The sequence below is a fragment of the Acinetobacter sp. genome (assembly GCF_049284435.1).
In the GTDB taxonomy this organism is placed as follows: domain Bacteria; phylum Pseudomonadota; class Gammaproteobacteria; order Pseudomonadales; family Moraxellaceae; genus Acinetobacter.
Genome location: NZ_JBAPXX010000051.1, coordinates 1 through 18,891, shown reverse-complemented (window position 1 = coordinate 18,891; position 18,891 = coordinate 1). Strand labels below are relative to the sequence as shown.

Sequence of the window (18,891 nt, the reverse complement as noted above, 5' to 3'; positions counted from 1 at the left end):
ACACAATGACAACTCCTTATATCGGTCAGGGTCCTGATCAAGGTGGTTTTTTCGGTAAATTTGGTGGCTGCTATATGCCTGAAAGCCTGATGCCAGCTCTACAAGATTTAGAACAAGCCTTTAATACCATACGGAATCAACCTGAATTTTGGGCTGAATATCGACAGATTTTAACCGACTTCGTGGGTCGCCCTAGCCCGCTATTCTATGCAAAAAATCTAACTTCCTACGCAGGGGGAGCCAAAATATATCTCAAGCGAGAAGATTTGAACCATACCGGCGCCCATAAGATCAATAACTGTGTAGGGCAAATCCTATTGGCTAAATTCATGGGTAAAACCAGAATCATTGCTGAAACAGGTGCAGGACAGCATGGCGTTGCCACAGCAACCGTCTGTGCACTCTTTAAGATGAAATGCACGATTTATATGGGTGAGACGGATATTCAACGCCAGCAACCGAATGTTGAACGTATGAAATTACTCGGTGCTGAAGTACAAGGCGTAAAAAAAGGCCGTGGAACCTTGAAAGATGCTATGAATGAAGCCTTACGTGACTGGATCAGTCATGTCGACACGACTTACTATCTGCTAGGAACTGGTGCTGGCCCGCATCCCTACCCGACTATTGTGAGAGAGTTCCAGAAAATTATTGGCATCGAAGCCAGAAACCAGATTCTTCTTAAAGAAAATAAACTCCCAGATGCTTTGGTTGCTTGTGTCGGTGGTGGTTCCAATGCATTAGGACTCATGCATCCCTTTCTAGAGGATACCAATGTCAAAATGTTTGGAATTGAAGCTGGCGGGAAAGGCACTGATAGTCATGAACATGCTGCCTCGATTTCCAAAGGTCGAGTCGGTGTCTTGCATGGTAATTTGACTTACTTACTGCAAGATTCAGACGGGCAGATTTTAGAGGGACATTCCATATCCGCAGGACTGGATTACCCTGGGGTTGGCCCTGAGCATTGCATTCTGTTTGAAACAAGCCGCGTGACTTATGCAGCAGTCAAAGATGAAGAGGCTGTACATGCCTTTCAACTACTGAGCCAGCAAGAGGGCATTATCCCAGCGCTAGAAAGTTCTCATGCTATTGCCTATGCCATAAAACTTGCGAAAGAAATGCATCCGGAACAGACAATTGTCATCAATTTAAGTGGGCGAGGTGACAAAGACTTAGACACTGTAAAAAAATATCTTGCAGGAGCAAGTACATGAACCGTTTAGATCAAAAACTAATGCAATTAAAACAGGAACATCGCAGTGGTTTAGTCTGTTATTTTACTGCTGGAGATCCTGATTTTAATGAAAGTTACCGTCTATTTAGTCAATTGGGTCAAGCTGGAGCTGATATCATCGAAGTGGGCATCCCATTTTCTGATCCTGTGGCAGATGGAGAGACCATCCAGGCTGCCCATCTTAGAGCACTCGCTTCTGGTCAGACCGTGCATCAAACCATTGAGCTCGTGAAAGCTATCCGTTTAAAGGATGAAACCACCCCGATTATTTTCATGACCTATTTAAACCCGATCATACAATATGGTTTCGAGAAGCTGGTTGCGGATACCGAAAATTTGATTGAGGGGATCCTGATCCTGGATGCCCCTTATGAATATAGGGAAAAATTTAAACAGATATTAAATGAAAAAAATATGCATTTAATTGCAATGAGCGCACCCACCACTCCAGTTGAGCGATTGAAACAAATCTCAGCCGGTGCGACAGGATTTTTATATCATGTTGCGGAAAATGGTCTCACCGGCGGTACTTTAAATCTGGCCAATCTTGAAAAAAAGATTGCTGAAATCAAACCAATTTTTAATATCCCGATTGCTATTGGCTTTGGGATTAAAGATGAAAGTCATGTGAAAGCCTTAGCCAATAAAGTTGATCTGGTGGTGATCGGTTCGGCACTGGTGGATACCTTTTTTAAGCAAGGTGTAGACGCCACATTAGAAAAAGTGAAAAATTTTTCACAAGTTCTGAAAGAGAAATCTTAGTTTTTCTTTATGGTCCTCAATAGAGAATTTATGGCATAAGATTTTCACCTTCTTATGCTATGTTCCATAGATAAATTCTAATTATTACTTTTTCAGATGGTTCCAAAATATTTAAATCGAGTTGCTCCAATTCTAAAAGCTGTTCGTTAAGTAACCCAATCAAATCATTTCGCAAGGGTTAATTATTGATTGATCTGCAAATTGGTTAGTCGGATTGTGTAAAGGATGCTGATCTAAAGACAGCCATATCCAATACATTTATCTAGTTGCGACCTGAGCTGGAGCAAATATATGCTTCTTTCATCTAACTGCCCTTTCCATTTTTCTATTAATATTTATAAGTCATGCTTAATAGACATTTTTATTTTTTGACAATATAGAAAAATGATCTTTGAGTTATTGCAAATTGATTCCAACGACTTGAGCCACTTTGATAATGGTTATGTATCACTTGTAAATTTCCTAAAAGGCTGAAGATCATTTCAAGTTCTTTATCCGGTCTAGACACTACCCCATACATCTGTTTCCTAAGAAAATTGCAAAATTATGCATTTTAAAAGTGCGAACTTCTTTAGGATTACTAGGGCAATTTCATATAAGTAACATTTGATTAAATAGAAAGGTTTGTGAATTCTAAATACATCTTTACATAAAATAAGTATTGACAACTATTGTCTATAAAGAGCATATCTATTTATAAAAGTACAGACATAAGCAGAGGAATATGATGGATATTCTCTTTTCTAATTTTTTAGATAAACCTGTTTGGATGTGGATTTTTTTTATTCTTATTGTACTTGTACTCCTTATTCTTGATCTCGGAGTATTTCATCGTAATCTAAGAGAAATTGGTGTTAAAGAAAGCCTTGCATTATCAGCGTTTTATATCACATTAGGTTTGTTTTTTGGTGCATGGATTTGGTGGTATATTGGATCGACAGCAGGTATCAATTACATAACGGGTTTTGTAATTGAAAAGTCATTAGCAATGGATAATATCTTTGTGATTGCAATGATTTTTTCATATTTTTCAATACCGAGAATTTATCAACATCGTGTCTTGTTTTGGGGAATTATAGGAGTAATTTTTTTAAGAGCCATCATGATTGGGGTAGGTGCTACTCTAGTTAGCCAATTTTCATGGGTTCTTTATATCTTTGCAGCATTCCTCATATTAACAGGAGTAAAAATGTGGCTGAGTATTGATAAAGAATATGAAGTCGGTAATTCACCTATTTTAAACTTTATTAAAAAACGATTTCGCGTTACTGAAAAACTTCACGCAGAGAAGTTCTGGGTAAAGAAAATTGATCCAAAAACTAATCAATTAAGATGGTTTATGACACCACTTTTTCTAGCTCTGATCATGATTGAGTTTGTAGATCTGATCTTTGCAATAGATAGTGTTCCTGCGATTTTTGCAATTACAACTGATCCATTTATTGTTTATACTTCAAATATATTCGCAATTTTAGGATTACGTGCTTTATATTTTGCCCTATCAGCAATGGTCGAACGTTTCCATTATTTAAAATATGCCTTAGCAGTATTATTAGTTTTTATTGGGTCAAAAATCTTTATAGCCGATGGATTGGGTATAGCAAAAATTCCACCGTCCTTATCCCTTTCAATCACATTTATCATCTTATTTATAGGAATTGGATACTCCTTTTGGAAAACTAAAGAACAAAATACTCATAAGTAAAAAATTATAAAATTGCAATTCTTTAAATAATATGTTTTTTCAAAATTAGAATATTTTATAAAATACGAAGAAAATCATGGTTTTAATTAAGAGTATATTTAACAACCAAATGGTTTAGTAAGACTACTTTCCTTCTTTCTAGACTTATCATAAAACTTCAATCTGCCTAGGATTCAATTATATCGAATAACCCATAAAAATTAGATTGCTCCCAATCATCCTGGATATGATGAAGATTATCTAAAAAGGTAAGGTTCCTGTTCAGCAAAATTATAGATTTAGCCTAACCTAAGTAATAGAACATCAAGAAAATTTATTGAATCCTTAGCTTCCTACGGACTTTTTAGATGTTCACTTAAATTGAAGCAGAGAGTATCGAAGTATTGCCTAGTTAGGATAATTAGCTTCAGCGGGCATTTAATTTCCTAGTTTTCTGGCAACAGATCATGGTTAATATATCGGTATTTAGAATCATAAATTAAGTCCCCATTTATTTTAAAGTGGGGACTTAATGAAGGCCTATAGGTTAGCTAGGTAAGTTGTATTCATTCAAGCAAATATCATCATGCTCAACTAATCAGAATAACTAGATAGGATAACTATATAGTAAGATAATCAGCAGCAGATATAGACCTAAAGTTAGAATAAAAAATCAGCATACTCAAGTTCCTCCAAATAATGATTGATTTTTATAGGGTTTTACTACTTTAATAGTATAAAATATTACTATAAATCAATTACTTAAATATTTTATTTTTTAATTTTGAGGATACTAGAATGTCTCAAACAAATTTATATGCTGATTCTATAAGTAATATTTTCACTTATAAGTCGAACGAAAAATACGTTTCACATAGTCCTCATGCTATTCAAGATAACGTCTGTAAGAATCTCTCGAGTCAAAACTACAGAATTAAACAGATTCATGAGCTAGAATGACTCAATTGTATTGATCTTTCGTATTTTAGGCGATAATAGTTATATATTTATATAACTATTGGTGAGCGTGCTATGTCATATAAAGATTTCCGCAAGGTTGGTGGATTAGTTATGTGAGCAATAATACTTACTTTATTAGAAAACTAAGGCTCTTATAAATTGTATAAAATAAATAATACAGACTATAAGTAGTTTACTTTAAAATATTTCAACCTTAATAATTCTTGAATCTGATTTTATATACTTACCAATATATTCTAATTAAAAATTGGATTTCATAACCATTAACTATACAGTACAACTATCAATAAAATCGCCCCACCATTGCATCATTTTCACACGCTGATTAAAATATTCTGCATGATTATAAATTGCACGGGTTTTGTTTTTATCAGTATGAGATAGCTGTGCTTCAATCCAATTTGATTGAAATAACCCAGATTCATTTAGTATCGTACTAAATGTTGAGCACAAACCATGAGATGATAGTTCATTTTTAGTATATCCCATTTTTCCAATAATCAAGTTCAGGGTATTAAAATGAATAGGTTTATGATTATTACGAGGACTAGAAAATACATATTTTTCACCATGAGACCAAGCGAGTGCTGATTTCACAACTTCAAGTGCTTGATCAGATAGTGGAACTAAAAATTTAGGAATATCATGACCTAAAATGACTTTTCTTCTATATTGTTTAATATGTAAGGCTGGTATTTTCCATATTCTTTTATCCAGATCGAAGTGATGTGGTTCACAAAGCAGTAATTCTCCACCACGTACGCCTGTATATAACTTAAATAATAGGGCTTTTTAATGATAGGATCTGTATTAATCTGATTTAATCTACCTAAGAAGTTAGATAGTTCATCTGAGTTTAAATTCGGATAATTTTTTTAATCTTATTATTAACTAATACTTTATGAAGCCCATTTGCAATATTATATTAGCAATAACCCATCGCTACAGCATAATCATAAATCTAATTTAAATAACTGTAGGCTTTTTTTACAGGCTCTTTTACATTTCGAGATTCTATATTTTTAATAATTTTAACTAAATCATATCTTTTAACTTCGATAAATGGCATTAGTCCAATATCTGGATAAATATCCTGATCTAAACATTTTTTGCAAGCTGAATGACACCGCATCGTGGTTCATCTTGAAAAGAATTTTGAATTTTAAATTCTAACCATTCTTCACATACATCCCGAAAAGTTTTGATGTCTTTTTATGCAGCGGTTTATTTTGATAATCATTAAATTTATATTCATCCCGGACTGATCTGGCCTCTTTCAAGGACATTACAGGATATTCGCCTAACTTCATGCGAGGACGTTTATTTGTCCCTACAATGGAATAACGGTAACTCCAAGATTTACGTCCGTTTGGTTCTACCTTTAAACTTAAGCCGTCATCATCTGCCAGAAAATAGATTTTTTCTTTTGGCTTAGCCTGGCGTACCTTAACTTCCGTAAGACTCATGAATATTTAACCTAACCACAAATGACACTGCTCAATTCAATTAAGCAAAATTCATATGATGCGTAGGATACGCATCATATGAATTTATAAATAATTGTTTTTATTATATATTAATTTAGATAAATTAATAAAAGTAACCAAGACGATAACCCCTCAATTTAAACATTTTTTAATACCAGTATCTGTTTTCATTTGATGTACATATTTCATCCTTCTCATCTATTCAATTAAAATATCTTATCTCTTTGCCTAAAATGAAGTGATCGAATATGTCACGGGAAATCCTAAATAATGAAATTTGGTTAGAAATTCAAAATACTATGCAATTTTATGGCTGCTACCGTTCACGCAATAGTAAGAATATTATGGAAGCTTCGATCAGGTGCACCCTGGTGCGATATACTTGAGGATCTTTGTCCATGGCAAACAGTCTATAACCATCTCAATCGTTGGGCGAGTAAAACCTTATGGGAGAATTTTTTTAAACTACGAAGCATATTGGATACAGAACGGGTCCTCATTGACGAAAGCTACAGAAGTGTTTCCACTTATTTGAACAACTAAAAGCTTATTTATAAATGATATTCTGTTCTAGTTAAGCTACCTTATTTTGTTGTGGTAGCTGAACATAATAAAACTCATTTGGTGTCTGTGTATCTAGACTCGTATGAGGTTGTTTCAAATTATAAAATTCAAAATAGGGTCTGTTTATACCTTTGGATTGATTTTTAATCGGTCAAGAAAATTAACTTAAGTACCAATAGGTTGTAAGATTATTTTGTGGCTAATTCTGATAACGCTACCCTTCCCTTCCAGCAAAGTGCATAGATTTAGCCCTAAAAATCCGGGATAATCACCACCCCACAGTTGTGATTAATTTTTTAAAAATTTCCTATCGATGACCGGGCTTGCGCTAAACTCAAAACATCTTATCGCACCGTAATGCACTGCTATGGAATTCAAGGCCTGGTATAAGCTTCGCAGATTTATTTACGACAATTTGCATAATGAAGAACATGAAAGCATCTTAAGTCGCGTCATCAATATATTTCTGATCATATTGATTATTGGAAATACCGCTGCCGTTTTACTTGAATCGATCAATGACCTCTATCAATCCTATCAGCTGCTGTTTGATGCCTTTGAATTATTCTCGATCTTTATTTTTACCCTGGAATATTTATTAAGATTTTGGGCCATTGCGGAAAAAGATCCCTTTGAAGGTGCATGGAAAAACCGATGGTTATGGATCCGTAGTGGCGGCGCCATCATTGACCTGTTGGCGATTCTCCCAGCCTATATTAACTTCTTTGTACATCTTGATTTACGCTATTTGCGAATCCTTCGATTATTCAGATTACTCAAATTGACGCGTTATTTTGTCTCCCTGCAAATTTTATTGCGGGTGATTAAGCGCGAAAAGGGCTCATTTCAGGCGGTTATTTTTATCCTGCTGATCATGATCATCATCGCGGCGGCTGGGGTATATGTGGTTGAAAACAAGGCGCAACCGGAAGTATTTAGCTCCATCCCTGCATCCATGTGGTGGGCGGTGGTGACGCTGACTACAGTCGGCTATGGCGATGTGACGCCAATCACCCCATTAGGTCGCTTTCTGGGGGCTTTAATTACCATTTTAGGGGTGGGTCTGGCAGCACTTCCCGCCGGTATTCTGGCAAATGGCCTGGCCAATGAGCTGAGACAACGCAAGCACAAGCTGGAATTAAGATTTCGTGAACTGCTCGATAATGCAGAAATTGACTTGATTGAAGATCAAGAAAAAATTGAAACTTTACGTAAAGAAGTCGGGCTGGGCACAGAGCAAATGCAGGATATCCTGTTAGAACTTATTCATGAGCGCAAGAAAGAACAACTCGAGCAGGAAAAAAACAAATATTTCTTTTGTCCGCATTGTGGGCATAAATTACCTGAGTGAACATACCTCCACCTTCGCTTTCGTTTAGCGGTGGGGGCTTCCCAAGTAGTCTGCAGACTTGGTTTAGATTGCATGCAAAATAATCCAGAGGTTACACAAGTTTATTGGGCTATCCCCATAGTTCCTATGGTTCAGGTTAGGTAGCTTTCGGAATTTCCAAAATCAACCTAATGCCTTCTTTTTTGATGTTAATCGCAGCATTGGTATCCCGATCAAGCTGACTTTCACAACTCAAACACTCTCACTGGCGGATGTTTAACTCTTTTTTACCAGACCTAACACCACAGCATGAGCAGATTTGGGAGGATGGATACCAGTGATCAATCACCACCAAAATCAGCCCTTAGGAGGATACTCGTTGCAAGCCAGTTCTATCACTCCATCGGCCCGTTCGGAACAGGATCAAATCATCTCAATCTAAAAACGCAGCGATTTCATCGGCCACTGCCCTAGCTGTGCGAGAAACCCCGACCAGCGTTGCCGAAGCAGCACCGGTCCATTCCCCATAACCGACCAGCCATAAATTCGGCAGCTGAACCGAGCGACCATCCTTCACTGCGATGGTGTGGTCCTGCTGGATAATCCCGAGACTGCTAAGATGATTCAGCGCCGCCTTAAATCCGGTACACCAGATCACTGCATCCACTTGCGCGGTGCTGCCATCTTCCCATATCACGCCATGTTCGGTAAAAGCCGAAAATGGACGCTTGCTCTGTAAAACGCCTCGCTCACGTGCATCCTTGACCGAATCGATCATGACAATATCGCCCAGACCACCAATGGGCTGCTCGATCTTTCTGCCTTGCTGCTGGGCTTTCAAACGCTCGGTCGCCCTTAAGAACAGGACACGACCATCGACATCATCTGCCAGAAATTGCGGCGGTGTCTGGGTGATCCAAAGCGTTTCAGCTACCTGGGAAACCTCGGCCAGGATCTGCGCACCGGAGTTGCCACCACCCACGATCATGACTTTCTTGTTTTTAAATAACTCAGCATTTTTATAATCTGCTGAATGAAGTTGTATACCCTGAAAATGCTCACGATTTACATACTCGGGAATAAATGGTTGGCTCCATGTCCCTGTAGCACTCACCATCGCCTTGGCTTTCCAGGATTGCTCCCCTGCATGAACTACTAAATATGTCCCCTTGCTTTCCACGTGATCCACATGCACCGGACGAACTATAGGAAAGTGATAGCGCTGCTCATAGGCGGTCAAATAATCGATCACCTCATTGCGGGTCGGATAGGTCTGTTCAGTCGCCGGCATCATCCAGCCCGACAGCGAACTCCAGCTATTCGGGGAGAAAAGACGCAAGGACTCCCAGGCATGCTGCCAGGCACCTCCAGGCTGAGGCTGATCATCCAGGATGATAAACGGAATATTCTTACGCTTTAAGAAGTAAGCCGTGGACAAACCGGCCTGTCCAGCACCGATGATGATCACATCTGTTTCGATCTGTTTTGTGTCCAAAGCCTTTTCCCCTTGCATTTTTCTGGTGTTCTTGATGCAGCATCCCGCTTTTTCAGCGGGTTTCTGCTGATTTCTCTGATTGACCGGACAGCCTGAATTCAAGCAAATCCAGCCTTACAGACTGCGCCGATTCACCCGTTTGGAAAGCTCTTCAGCCGATTCCTTACGTTCAGAATAACGATCTGTCAGGTATTTGCTTTGACCACGTGTCAGCAGCGTGAACTTAAATAACTCTTCCATCACATCCACAATCCGGTCATAGAATGCTGATGGCTTCATTCGTCCATCTTCTTCAAATTCCAGGAATGCTTTTGGAATTGAAGACTGATTTGGAATCGTGATCATCCGCATCCAACGCCCCAAAACACGCATCTGGTTCAGGCTGTTAAAGGACTGTGATCCCCCACTGACTTGCATCAAGGCAAGGGTTTTTCCTTGAGTGGCACGAATTGCACCCCCTGCCAGTGGAATCCAGTCAATCTGTGATTTAAAGATGGAACTCATAGAACCATGGCGTTCCGGTGAACACCACACCATGCCTTCAGCCCATGCCAGAAGCTCATGCAGTTCTTTTACTTTTGGATGTTCAGTATCAGCATCTTCCGGTAAAGGCAGCCCTTTCGGATGGAAGATTTTTACTTCAGCCCCAAAGTACTCAAGAATTCGACCGGCTTCAAGAACTGCAAGACGGCTATAAGAACGTTCCCGATTAGACCCATAGAGCAGCAAAATCCGAGGAGGATGAGCAAGTTCTTTGGCTTGGACTTTTTCAAAGGTGGGTTGTTCAATAAGATTTAGATCTACGTTAGGCAGGTTCATCGTATCAAGCCTCTTTAAAATATTTCTTTCTTAGCCACAGTGAAACACTCACTAAAGCAATTAACACAGGTACTTCAACCAATGGTCCAATAATCGTGGTAAAAGCAACCGGCGAAGCAATACCAAAAGTTGCAATGGCGACTGCAAGTGATAATTCAAAATTATTTCCAGCCGCAGTAAATGAGATTGCAGCAGTTTTTGGATAATCATTGCCCATCCATTTACTCATAAAGAAGCTAATGAAGAACATGGCCACAAAGTAAATGATTAAAGGAATCGCGATGCGTAAAACTTCCAGTGGAAGACTCACGACATCCCCCCCTTTTAAGCTAAACATCGCCAAAATCGTAAACAGCAAAGCCATCAAACTCAGCGGGCTGATTTTTGGAATGAACTTGGTTTGATACCATTCCACGCCTTTTTGTTTCACCAAAATTAAGCGCGTTAAGAAACCCAATAAGAACGGAATTCCAAGATAAACCAGAACAGCATGGGTAATGGTCCAGAAGCTAACATTGATCACTTGAGCTTCAATACCAAAATATGGCGGAAGGAAGGTCAGGAATAACCAGGCATAGGTACTGAAGAATAAAATCTGGAAAATACTGTTAAACGCCACCAATGCTGCAACATATTGGTTGTCACCACAGGCCAGACCATTCCACACCAGTACCATGGCAATACATCGAGCTAAACCAATCAGGATCACGCCTGTCATATACTCTGGATAGCTATGCAAAAAAATCACAGCCAACGCAAACATCAGTACCGGAGCAATCAACCAGTTTTGAATTAAAGATAGCGTAAGGGTTTTTTTATCCTTAAACACTTGTGGCAAGGTCGCATAATCCACTTTTGCCAGGGGTGGATACATCATCAGAATCAGACCAATCGCGATTGGAATATTGACTGAATTAATACTGAATTGATCCAGAGCAACCGATGCTTGAGGAAAAAAGTTTCCTATTGCGATGCCTAACGCCATGGCAATAAAAATCCAGAGCGTCAGGTTGCGATCTAAAAAGGACATGCGTTTTTCAGACATGTGACTTACTCAACATTCGAAATTTGATTAATCGCTGCAATCAATTGTGAGCGAGAAAGTTCATCTACGTTAAGTTTAAACAAAGCATTCAGGCGACGATTGATATGTTCAACAGTGTTCATAAAGGCTTTCATTTTTTCTTCTTTATCCACCTCTAAATGTGACGGATCAGACAGGCCCCAGTGCGCCTTGATCGCTCCGCCAAGATAAAGAGGACACGCTTCCTGTGCAGCCGCATCACAGACGGTAATCACCACGTCTGGCTGATACTGTTCACAGGCATCAATCGTCTTGCTGGATAAGCCTTTAGTCGACAAGCCCAGATTGTGTAGGGTTTCAAGCGTCAAGGGATGCACCTGACCAGAAGGTTTGCTGCCGGCACTGTAAGCGACCCAGCCTTCTGGCGCACGGCTATTGAACAACACTTCAGAGAGAATGCTGCGGCAACTGTTCCCCGTGCATAAAAACAAAAATTTCATGAAAACTTACTCGCAATGGCTCTGAATCGATAGAGCGGAAGGATCAAATAAAACCGGAACGTCACTACGTTTCAGTACGTCCAGAATTTCAAAGCACCAGGCCGGTAATTGCGGATTGATGCTGTAGTACACCCACTGGCTTTGCCGACGATCGTTGAGCAGACCGCAAGACCGCAACAAGGCCAAATGCCGTGAAATTTTTGGTTGGCTTAACTGCAGTTTATCGGTCAGATCACAGACGCATTGCTCTTTATTTTCCGCAATCAGCAGGACAATACTGAGACGTGTTTCATCAGATAAACATTTAAAAAACTGAACGTGGTTCATAGCTGCTCCCATTCTGTTATGCAAATATATACATATCCATATATATAGTAAATAGTACAAGTTAAAAATTATATCTGGATCAGAATATCACAGCCAGAAAGCGCTGGATTTAACAGTTTCCCTCTTCTCCCAATATAGAAAAACCAGCGACTTGAACCACTGGTTTTCTTCTCTACAACTTTAATTTTGAAGTTATTTATTTTTCTCGATCAGTTCCGCGATAGCCTGAGCTTCCAGAACTTTACCACTCGATACGATTGTATTGTTAATCATCAGACCCGGTGTGCTTAACAGTCCGGTTTCGGCAATCTGCATCATATCCGTGACATACTCAATGTCCGCTTGCACACCGGTGCTTTTCACTGCTTCTTCAGTTGCAGCCAACAGGGCCTTACATTTACGGCAGCCTGTACCCAAGACTTTAATTTTCATCTTTTATTCTCCATACATTTTATAAAAACCAGTCACCCAAAGTATTCAGGCTATAGCCAATAATCAAGATTCCCACAAAAATGATCCCTACAAACAGGCTCAATAAACGGGTTTTCACCACTTGCTTTAACAGGATCAGGGATGGCAAGGAAAGTGCGGTGACTGCCATCATAAAGGCCAATACTGTACCTAGCCCCACGCCTTTCGCCACCAAAGCTTCTGCAATCGGCAGGGTGCCAAAAATATCCGCGTACATCGGTATGCCTACGATTGTAGCAATCAGCACAGAATACCAGTGTTCCTGACCAAGCAAGGCGGTAATCCACTGTTCAGGAATCCAGTTATGAATTGCCGCGCCAATCCCTACCCCAATCAACACATACATCCAGACTTTGCTAAAAATTTCCACCACCTGTTCCCAGGCAAATGTACGCCGCTCTTTCGCAGTCATGCTGAAATCCTCATCTCCCTGAATGGCACCATTGTGGGTCACAAACTCAGCCACATACTTTTCCATTTTCAGGTAGCTAATCAATGACCCGCCCAAGACCGCCAAGACTAAACCCAGCAGCACATAGGCTATGGCGATTTTCCAGTTAAAAATACTGGCCAATAAAATAATCGAAGCCAGATCGACTAAGGGAGATGAAATCAGAAATGAAAAGGTCACCCCCACAGGCAGTCCGGCACGGGTAAAACCGATAAACAGCGGAATGGAAGAACAGGAACAAAATGGGGTAATGGTGCCGAGTAAAGCCCCCATGATATTGGCCTTGATCCCGCTCATCCGACCTAAAATCTGCTTGGTGCGTTCAGGCGGAAAATAACTCTGGATATACGACAGGCTATAGATCAGAACCGAGAGCAGAATAAAGATCTTGAAGACATCATAAATAAAGAAGTGAATACTGCCACCGAGCCGGGTCGCCACCGATAAACCGAAGACATTTTCGACCAGCCAGCGCACGCCTTCCGAGAGCCAGGTCATTTTAAGCAGCACATCATTCAGCCAGGCAAAAATCGCGAGTATGCTTTCCATTTAAAGTTCCTGGTTTTAGTGGGATGAGATCAGGTCGATGCACTCATCGGCAGATTTTTGAACAATTCACATGCACAACACTCCCCTGCCTGTAACATTTGCAAAATCTGAAGACGGGTCTTATCCGTCAAAACCGGATACGGGGAAACTGCCTGCTGATGATCCAATTCCTTTATCCATCAAGAACCTATTCCATTCAGTATGTAAATGATATAGATCATCGTCAATGTGTTTTTCAGATAAAAAAGCTCCAATCAAGTTGAAGCTTTTTCGTATTGGGGACACTTTATTTTACCCGATTGCCCTGTTGATCCACGATGATTTCACCGTCTTCTTTGGCAAAGGCTTTTAATTGTGGCCAAGGCAGAATATCCAGCACCACTTCTGAGGGACGGCATAATCGGGTTCCAAGCTCGGTAACCACCAACGGGCGATTGATCAGGATCGGATGTTGCAGCATGGCCTCAATCAGCTTCTCATCGCTCCAGCTGGCATCATCCAGATTGAGCTCGGCATAGGGATCGACATTTTTACGGAGCGCATCTCTTACCGATAAACCTGCATCAGAAATCAGTTGAATCAGCTCATCACGAGAAGGAGGCGTAAGCAGATATTCGATCACTTCCGGCTCAATTCCTGCATTGCGAATTAACGCCAGCGTATTGCGTGAGGTGCCACAGGCCGGGTTATGATAAATTTGCACTTTTGGCATTTGATTCATGAGCTTTACCCTTATCAATGAATCATAGTTTTATATATGAATATACGCATATTCGCAATATAAAATATATGTGCTTTATGAATGCAACCTGAGATGGGAAGTCCAAAATCATTGGAGACAGTTTCAAAATGAATAGTCTCGTCTAGATTATTGGATCACGCCATAGGTTTATTCAAGGGCGAAATAGCACCCATATAGTGCAGGCTTAGCTGGAAAAACTATAATATTCTGAGAAAGTATGGGTTTTTATGTACAAGGTAATTTCATGAGAAGCCAGATGATAAAATTCGAGGCTCCCCAATTTTGTAAATCAAATATATGCAAAATAATGTGAGTAAGCCGGCAGTACCAGCATTAACACTGGCTGCACTAGGAGTAGTATTCGGCGATATAGGAACGAGTCCATTATATGCATTAAAAGAAAGTTTTCATGCGACACGCGGACTACCTATTAATGAACTTAATATCTTGGGAATTCTCTCTTTAATCTTTTGGACCATTACCTTAATTGTTTCCATTAAATATGTTCTCGTTATTATGAGAGCTGATAATAATGGTGAAGGGGGTATCATGGCATTACTTGCCTTAAACCTTCGGCAAAAAGGATTGTCCCGTGGAAAAAGACTGGCAATCATTATCTTAGGTTTCATTGGAGCATCATTATTCTTCGGTGACGGTATTATCACCCCTGCTATTTCCGTTTTATCTGCAGTTGAGGGCCTTTCTGTTGCTGCCCCATCATTTGATCGTTTCATTATTCCAATCAGCATTGGAATTCTTATAGCTCTCTTTGCCGTTCAAAAACATGGGACTGCAATGATGGGGAAGTTTTTTGGTCCTATCACCCTATTATGGTTCCTATCTATTGGTGCCATTGGCATTATGAGTATTATTCAAAGTCCATTTGTTCTTGCATTATTCAGTCCCCACTGGGCTTTTTTATTCGTTATTAACAATCCTCTTATTTCATTTTTTGTGATGGGAGCTGTGGTTTTAACAGTAACAGGTGGTGAAGCCTTATATGCGGATATGGGACATTTTGGTATTTTACCGATCAAGTTAGGCTGGTTTTTAATTGTACTGCCATGTCTGATGCTGAATTATGCTGGACAAGGAGCATTACTGTTAAGAGAACCTTCGGCTATCACCAATCCTTTTTACCTGCTTCTGCCTTCAGCCCTTCTATATCCTATGATTATTCTGGCTACTGCAGCTGCAGTCATTGCCTCTCAAGCTTTAATCAGTGGGGTATTCTCTATGGCTAAACAGGCAATCCAGTTGGGATATCTACCTAGGTTTACAGTTTTACATACCTCTGCTTCGGAAATTGGACAAATCTATATTCCATTACTGAACTGGCTCCTGTTTATCTCTATCACTATTTTGATCTTAATATTTGAAAGTAGCAGCAAGTTGGCAGGTGCTTATGGTCTGGCAGTGACTGTGACCATGTTCTGTGACACACTGCTGGTGGCCTTTCTGGCTTATAGTTACTGGAAATGGAAAACATGGAGAGTCCTGCTGTTCATTATTCCATTCGCCTTTATTGATCTGGTTTTGCTGAGTTCAAACCTATTAAAAGTCCTAATTGGGGGCTGGGTACCAGTCGTTATTGCGGTTATTGTTTTTACCCTCATGATGACCTGGAAAAAAGGTAGAGAGATTCTTCAGGATAAACTGCAGCAGGACACGCTTCCACTTAATCTGTTTCTTGAGCACCTTGAACAGACAGGTCAGAAAGTGAGTGGAAATGCCGTATTTTTAACTGGAACGCCTCAAGTCGTACCCCATGCGCTTTTACATAATCTAAAGCACAATAAAGTTCTGCATGAACGTAATTTTCTGGTGACAATCAAGACTTCTGAAATACCGTATGTTGATGAAGCCAAGCGAATCGTTACTGAAGTACTGGAGAATGGTTTTTTCAGAATAACGATTCATTATGGCTTTAAAGAAGAGCCTAATGTGCCTCATTCATTGAAACAAGCTTTTTCAGCACTGGAGCTTGAATATGACTTAATGAATATCAGCTTCTTTATTTCTAGAGAAAGATTAATTCCAAGTATGTCCAACAAGATGTCTACATGGCGTGAAAAGCTATTTGTCGCAATGCAAAAAAATACCAGCCCTGTCAGTGATTTTTATAAAATCCCTTCTAACCGGGTGGTAGAACTAGGTAGTCAGATTGAAATTTAAGAACTTTTAAAATGAATAGGCACCTTTAAATAAGGGTGCCTATCTGGTCAGAATAAATCTTTATACTGAATAGCCACCAAAGTTTATAGACACATGTAACCAGCCGTATTTTTTTCGCAACCTCCTGGATAAACAGGTTTGCTGCTGTGCCGTACAGATCCTGCGTCTGGGCATAAAATTCACTCCAATACTGACTCATTTCATTCCTCCATTTACTTCAGTATCCTATCAGCTGGAAAACTCTTTAAAGGCATCCAGTGCATTTGCGGCATACATTAATGAAGGTCCACCACCCATATACACCACAACGCCCAGAACTTCCTCCAGCTCCTGCAGGGTCATGCCCATTTTGACCAAGGTTCTGACATGAAAACCAATACAGCCATCACAACGTGATGCGACACCAATCGCCAAGGCAATCAACTCCTTGGTTTTGGGATCAATCACGCCATCGCGCATAGCGGTCTGGGACAACTGATTAAAACTTTTCATTAAATCAGGGGAATCCTGAGTTCATGTTCTTAAACTGCCTGAAATTTTTTGGGTTAATTCTTTGTATTTCATAACTTTCCCTTAAATTAAGAAATCAATAATAAGATTTCGTGTATTTCAAAAGCTTATTTTTTCAACCGGATAGCCTTGTTCCAGCCAAGCCTGATAGCCACCCTGCACAGACTTGACCTGGGTAAAACCCATATTCTGTAAGGTATCGGTTGCCAATGCTGAACGGCCACCCGTGCCACAGATCAAATAGATCGGCTGATCTTTTAAATGTTCCAATGCCTGCTGGGTATCGCAATGATGGCTCGCCAAAGGATGCTGGTGAATCCTCATTTCTAAAACACCACGCGGATAATTCACTGCCCGGTCTATCGCTGCCGCCTGAAACTCATCCGGTTCTCGAACATCAATCAGAATGGTTTTATGGTTTTTCATCGCTTCAAACAGTTCGGTTACACTCACTTCCTGAATCCGGCTTTTCGCATTCAGAATCAATTGCTCTGCAGTTTTCATCATTTTCATTCTTCCTCGTGCATCAAAATCATCTTCATATTTTATAAACTAGGACCACGTAGATTAAAAGCTGTTTAGCTCGAATGCCCAATCGGCTTGTTTCAACCCTGCTGCTACGGTCAGGCGATGCAAACCGTAGCTATGCTCACGTCGTTTCATATGCTACAGCTGTTTGAGGTCCAGCCAGATGACAGATCTCATCCGGCAGCCATCAACTCAGGCATTTTTATCCAGACAGCGTACAGAACTAGCCCATGAGTGCTGAATAGATTAAATACATAGCTACCCCAATCACAGTGGTGGCAAAAATCTTCTGTACCTTGTTACTTTCAATCCGGTGCATCAGACTGCGTCCAATCAGCATCCCCACAATACAGGCCAAGACAAAAGTCAGCGTGACCGAAACAGGATATTGAAAGCCATCCAGCACATGGGCATAAATACTGACACCGCCAATCAGAAAAATAATCATCAGGGAAGTCGCAACGATGCTGCGCATATCAAGATTGGTCAGTCTCTGTAGTGCAGGGACAATTACAAAACCGCCTCCTACCCCCAGCAAACCGGTCAGTAAGCCTGCCACCACTCCAATACCGGCGAGGGATAGGGCAGTTTTCATATTCCAGATCAGGCGACCAGTCGTTTGATTGACCTTACACAGTGCATTTTCATGATCAGTGACTTTATTAGAAAATATCCTGTAAGCCACAATCAACATGACCAGACTAAAGGCTATCGTCAACCAAACTGGAGAAACAATACCAGCCAGATGCACACCATAACGTGCTGAAGGAATGCTAATGAGTGCAATCCAGAGCGCAGCGCGATAACGTACAATACGCTTGAATAAACCTTCGAACGTTCCAACCAAAGCCGACAGCGTGACTGCCAGCAAGCCTACCGGTGCAGCCTGTGCCACAGTCCAACCCTGACTCGCCATCAGTGCCGGTACAGCCAGAATGCCGCCACCAGCACCGGTTAGACCCAGCAAGCCACCAATCGCCAATCCTTCCAGTATTAATGCCCACATCGCCCTCTCCTTTATCCAAAAAAATGATTCAATAAAAGTTGAACTTTTGTTGAATCACGACACAAGCTTATTTGAAGTAGTTAAGAGGAAGCTTGAGGTAAGAAACACCATTTTGTTCTGGCTCAGGAAACTGCCCTGCTTTCATATTGATCTGAATCGCCGGTAGAATCAGCTTAGGCATATTGAGTCCTGAATCTCGCTGGTTTCGCATCTTGGCAAATTCAGCTTTACTGATTCCCTGATGAATAT

At 40.4% G+C, this 18,891-nt stretch carries 17 protein-coding genes and 3 pseudogenes; 6 read left to right on the top strand and 14 right to left on the bottom strand.

Annotated elements, in window-relative coordinates:
* Positions 1-5 precede the first annotated feature (5 nt).
* The 3 genes from trpB (at position 6) to WAK81_RS04515 (ending at position 3,704) form a co-directional block, all read left to right on the top strand.
* Positions 6-1,217 (top strand): tryptophan synthase subunit beta, encoded by a 1,212-nt coding sequence (trpB, locus tag WAK81_RS04525; protein ID WP_422195855.1) that lies wholly within the window; start codon positions 6-8, stop codon positions 1,215-1,217.
* Entirely contained in the window at positions 1,214-1,999 is a 786-nt protein-coding gene (gene trpA / locus WAK81_RS04520) for a tryptophan synthase subunit alpha (RefSeq protein WP_422195854.1), read from the top strand. Before trpB ends, trpA begins: the two co-directional genes overlap by 4 nt.
* Positions 2,000-2,723: 724 nt before the next feature.
* Positions 2,724-3,704, top strand: coding sequence for a TerC family protein (locus WAK81_RS04515; RefSeq protein WP_422195853.1), 981 nt, complete (start codon positions 2,724-2,726; stop codon positions 3,702-3,704).
* Positions 3,705-4,931: 1,227 nt separating this feature from the next.
* On the opposite strand, the pseudogene WAK81_RS04510 reads toward WAK81_RS04515, so the two are convergent.
* Positions 4,932-6,130 (bottom strand): annotated as a pseudogene (locus tag WAK81_RS04510) (tyrosine-type recombinase/integrase).
* Between the two features lie 330 nt (positions 6,131-6,460).
* Here WAK81_RS04510 and WAK81_RS04505 point away from each other — a divergent pair.
* A complete protein-coding gene (locus WAK81_RS04505; RefSeq protein WP_422195852.1) occupies positions 6,461-6,694 on the top strand; it encodes a transposase in 234 nt (77 codons plus the stop codon).
* 388 nt (positions 6,695-7,082) lie between these two features.
* The gene (locus tag WAK81_RS04500) at positions 7,083-8,066 is read left to right on the top strand and encodes a potassium channel family protein (protein ID WP_422195851.1); all 984 of its coding nucleotides are present in this window, start codon (positions 7,083-7,085) and stop codon (positions 8,064-8,066) included.
* A gap of 412 nt (positions 8,067-8,478) precedes the next feature.
* Here the strand turns inward: WAK81_RS04500 and WAK81_RS04495 are convergent, their stop codons facing one another.
* The 9 genes from WAK81_RS04495 to arsC form a co-directional block, all read right to left on the bottom strand.
* A complete protein-coding gene (locus WAK81_RS04495) occupies positions 8,479-9,558 on the bottom strand; it encodes an ArsO family NAD(P)H-dependent flavin-containing monooxygenase (RefSeq protein ID WP_422195873.1) in 1,080 nt (359 codons plus the stop codon).
* 96 nt (positions 9,559-9,654) lie between these two features.
* Positions 9,655-10,359, bottom strand: a complete 705-nt coding sequence (gene arsH / locus WAK81_RS04490) for an arsenical resistance protein ArsH (RefSeq protein ID WP_422195850.1) — start codon at positions 10,357-10,359, stop codon at positions 9,655-9,657.
* Positions 10,360-10,363: 4 nt separating this feature from the next.
* Entirely contained in the window at positions 10,364-11,404 is a 1,041-nt protein-coding gene (gene arsB / locus WAK81_RS04485; protein ID WP_004730035.1) for an ACR3 family arsenite efflux transporter, read from the bottom strand.
* 5 nt (positions 11,405-11,409) lie between these two features.
* Positions 11,410-11,883: an arsenate reductase ArsC gene (locus WAK81_RS04480; protein ID WP_422195849.1), complete on the bottom strand. Its 474-nt coding sequence runs from the start codon at positions 11,881-11,883 to the stop codon at positions 11,410-11,412.
* A 6-nt stretch (positions 11,884-11,889) separates the two neighbouring features.
* Positions 11,890-12,210 (bottom strand): metalloregulator ArsR/SmtB family transcription factor, encoded by a 321-nt coding sequence (locus tag WAK81_RS04475; RefSeq protein WP_422195848.1) that lies wholly within the window; start codon positions 12,208-12,210, stop codon positions 11,890-11,892.
* 192 nt (positions 12,211-12,402) lie between these two features.
* Positions 12,403-12,642 carry a thioredoxin family protein gene (locus tag WAK81_RS04470; protein WP_422195847.1) on the bottom strand — a complete coding sequence of 80 codons (240 nt, stop codon included), beginning with the start codon at positions 12,640-12,642 and terminating at the stop codon, positions 12,403-12,405.
* Positions 12,643-12,661: 19 nt separating this feature from the next.
* Positions 12,662-13,681, bottom strand: a complete 1,020-nt coding sequence (locus tag WAK81_RS04465; RefSeq protein ID WP_422195846.1) for a permease — start codon at positions 13,679-13,681, stop codon at positions 12,662-12,664.
* 29 nt (positions 13,682-13,710) lie between these two features.
* Positions 13,711-13,848 carry an ArsR family transcriptional regulator gene (locus WAK81_RS04460; RefSeq protein WP_422195845.1) on the bottom strand — a complete coding sequence of 46 codons (138 nt, stop codon included), beginning with the start codon at positions 13,846-13,848 and terminating at the stop codon, positions 13,711-13,713.
* 119 nt (positions 13,849-13,967) lie between these two features.
* Positions 13,968-14,402 carry an arsenate reductase (glutaredoxin) gene (gene arsC, locus WAK81_RS04455; RefSeq protein WP_422195844.1) on the bottom strand — a complete coding sequence of 145 codons (435 nt, stop codon included), beginning with the start codon at positions 14,400-14,402 and terminating at the stop codon, positions 13,968-13,970.
* A gap of 318 nt (positions 14,403-14,720) precedes the next feature.
* Here arsC and WAK81_RS04450 point away from each other — a divergent pair, with 318 nt between their 5' ends.
* Entirely contained in the window at positions 14,721-16,598 is a 1,878-nt protein-coding gene (locus WAK81_RS04450; RefSeq protein ID WP_422195843.1) for a potassium transporter Kup, read from the top strand.
* 228 nt (positions 16,599-16,826) lie between these two features.
* Here WAK81_RS04450 and WAK81_RS04445 read toward each other — a convergent pair.
* From WAK81_RS04445 to WAK81_RS04430, 4 genes and pseudogenes are all read right to left on the bottom strand, one after another.
* Positions 16,827-17,162: pseudogene (locus WAK81_RS04445) on the bottom strand (carboxymuconolactone decarboxylase family protein).
* Between the two features lie 45 nt (positions 17,163-17,207).
* Positions 17,208-17,612: a rhodanese-like domain-containing protein gene (locus WAK81_RS04440; protein WP_422195872.1), complete on the bottom strand. Its 405-nt coding sequence runs from the start codon at positions 17,610-17,612 to the stop codon at positions 17,208-17,210.
* Positions 17,613-17,859: 247 nt separating this feature from the next.
* Positions 17,860-18,642 carry a sulfite exporter TauE/SafE family protein gene (locus tag WAK81_RS04435; protein ID WP_422195842.1) on the bottom strand — a complete coding sequence of 261 codons (783 nt, stop codon included), beginning with the start codon at positions 18,640-18,642 and terminating at the stop codon, positions 17,860-17,862.
* 67 nt (positions 18,643-18,709) lie between these two features.
* A pseudogene (locus tag WAK81_RS04430) lies at positions 18,710-18,891 on the bottom strand (MBL fold metallo-hydrolase); the annotation flags it as partial.

Coding starts and splice junctions, on each gene's coding strand:
- trpB (WP_422195855.1), top strand. CDS start 6: ATGACAACTCCTTATATCGGTCAGGGTCCTGATCAAGGTGGTTTTTTC.
- trpA (WP_422195854.1), top strand. CDS start 1,214: ATGAACCGTTTAGATCAAAAACTAATGCAATTAAAACAGGAACATCGC.
- WAK81_RS04515 (WP_422195853.1), top strand. CDS start 2,724: ATGATGGATATTCTCTTTTCTAATTTTTTAGATAAACCTGTTTGGATG.
- WAK81_RS04505 (WP_422195852.1), top strand. CDS start 6,461: ATGGCTGCTACCGTTCACGCAATAGTAAGAATATTATGGAAGCTTCGA.
- WAK81_RS04500 (WP_422195851.1), top strand. CDS start 7,083: ATGGAATTCAAGGCCTGGTATAAGCTTCGCAGATTTATTTACGACAAT.
- WAK81_RS04495 (WP_422195873.1), bottom strand. CDS start 9,558: ATGCAAGGGGAAAAGGCTTTGGACACAAAACAGATCGAAACAGATGTG.
- arsH (WP_422195850.1), bottom strand. CDS start 10,359: ATGAACCTGCCTAACGTAGATCTAAATCTTATTGAACAACCCACCTTT.
- arsB (WP_004730035.1), bottom strand. CDS start 11,404: ATGTCTGAAAAACGCATGTCCTTTTTAGATCGCAACCTGACGCTCTGG.
- WAK81_RS04480 (WP_422195849.1), bottom strand. CDS start 11,883: ATGAAATTTTTGTTTTTATGCACGGGGAACAGTTGCCGCAGCATTCTC.
- WAK81_RS04475 (WP_422195848.1), bottom strand. CDS start 12,210: ATGAACCACGTTCAGTTTTTTAAATGTTTATCTGATGAAACACGTCTC.
- WAK81_RS04470 (WP_422195847.1), bottom strand. CDS start 12,642: ATGAAAATTAAAGTCTTGGGTACAGGCTGCCGTAAATGTAAGGCCCTG.
- WAK81_RS04465 (WP_422195846.1), bottom strand. CDS start 13,681: ATGGAAAGCATACTCGCGATTTTTGCCTGGCTGAATGATGTGCTGCTT.
- arsC (WP_422195844.1), bottom strand. CDS start 14,402: ATGAATCAAATGCCAAAAGTGCAAATTTATCATAACCCGGCCTGTGGC.
- WAK81_RS04450 (WP_422195843.1), top strand. CDS start 14,721: ATGCAAAATAATGTGAGTAAGCCGGCAGTACCAGCATTAACACTGGCT.
- WAK81_RS04440 (WP_422195872.1), bottom strand. CDS start 17,612: ATGAAAACTGCAGAGCAATTGATTCTGAATGCGAAAAGCCGGATTCAG.
- WAK81_RS04435 (WP_422195842.1), bottom strand. CDS start 18,642: ATGTGGGCATTAATACTGGAAGGATTGGCGATTGGTGGCTTGCTGGGT.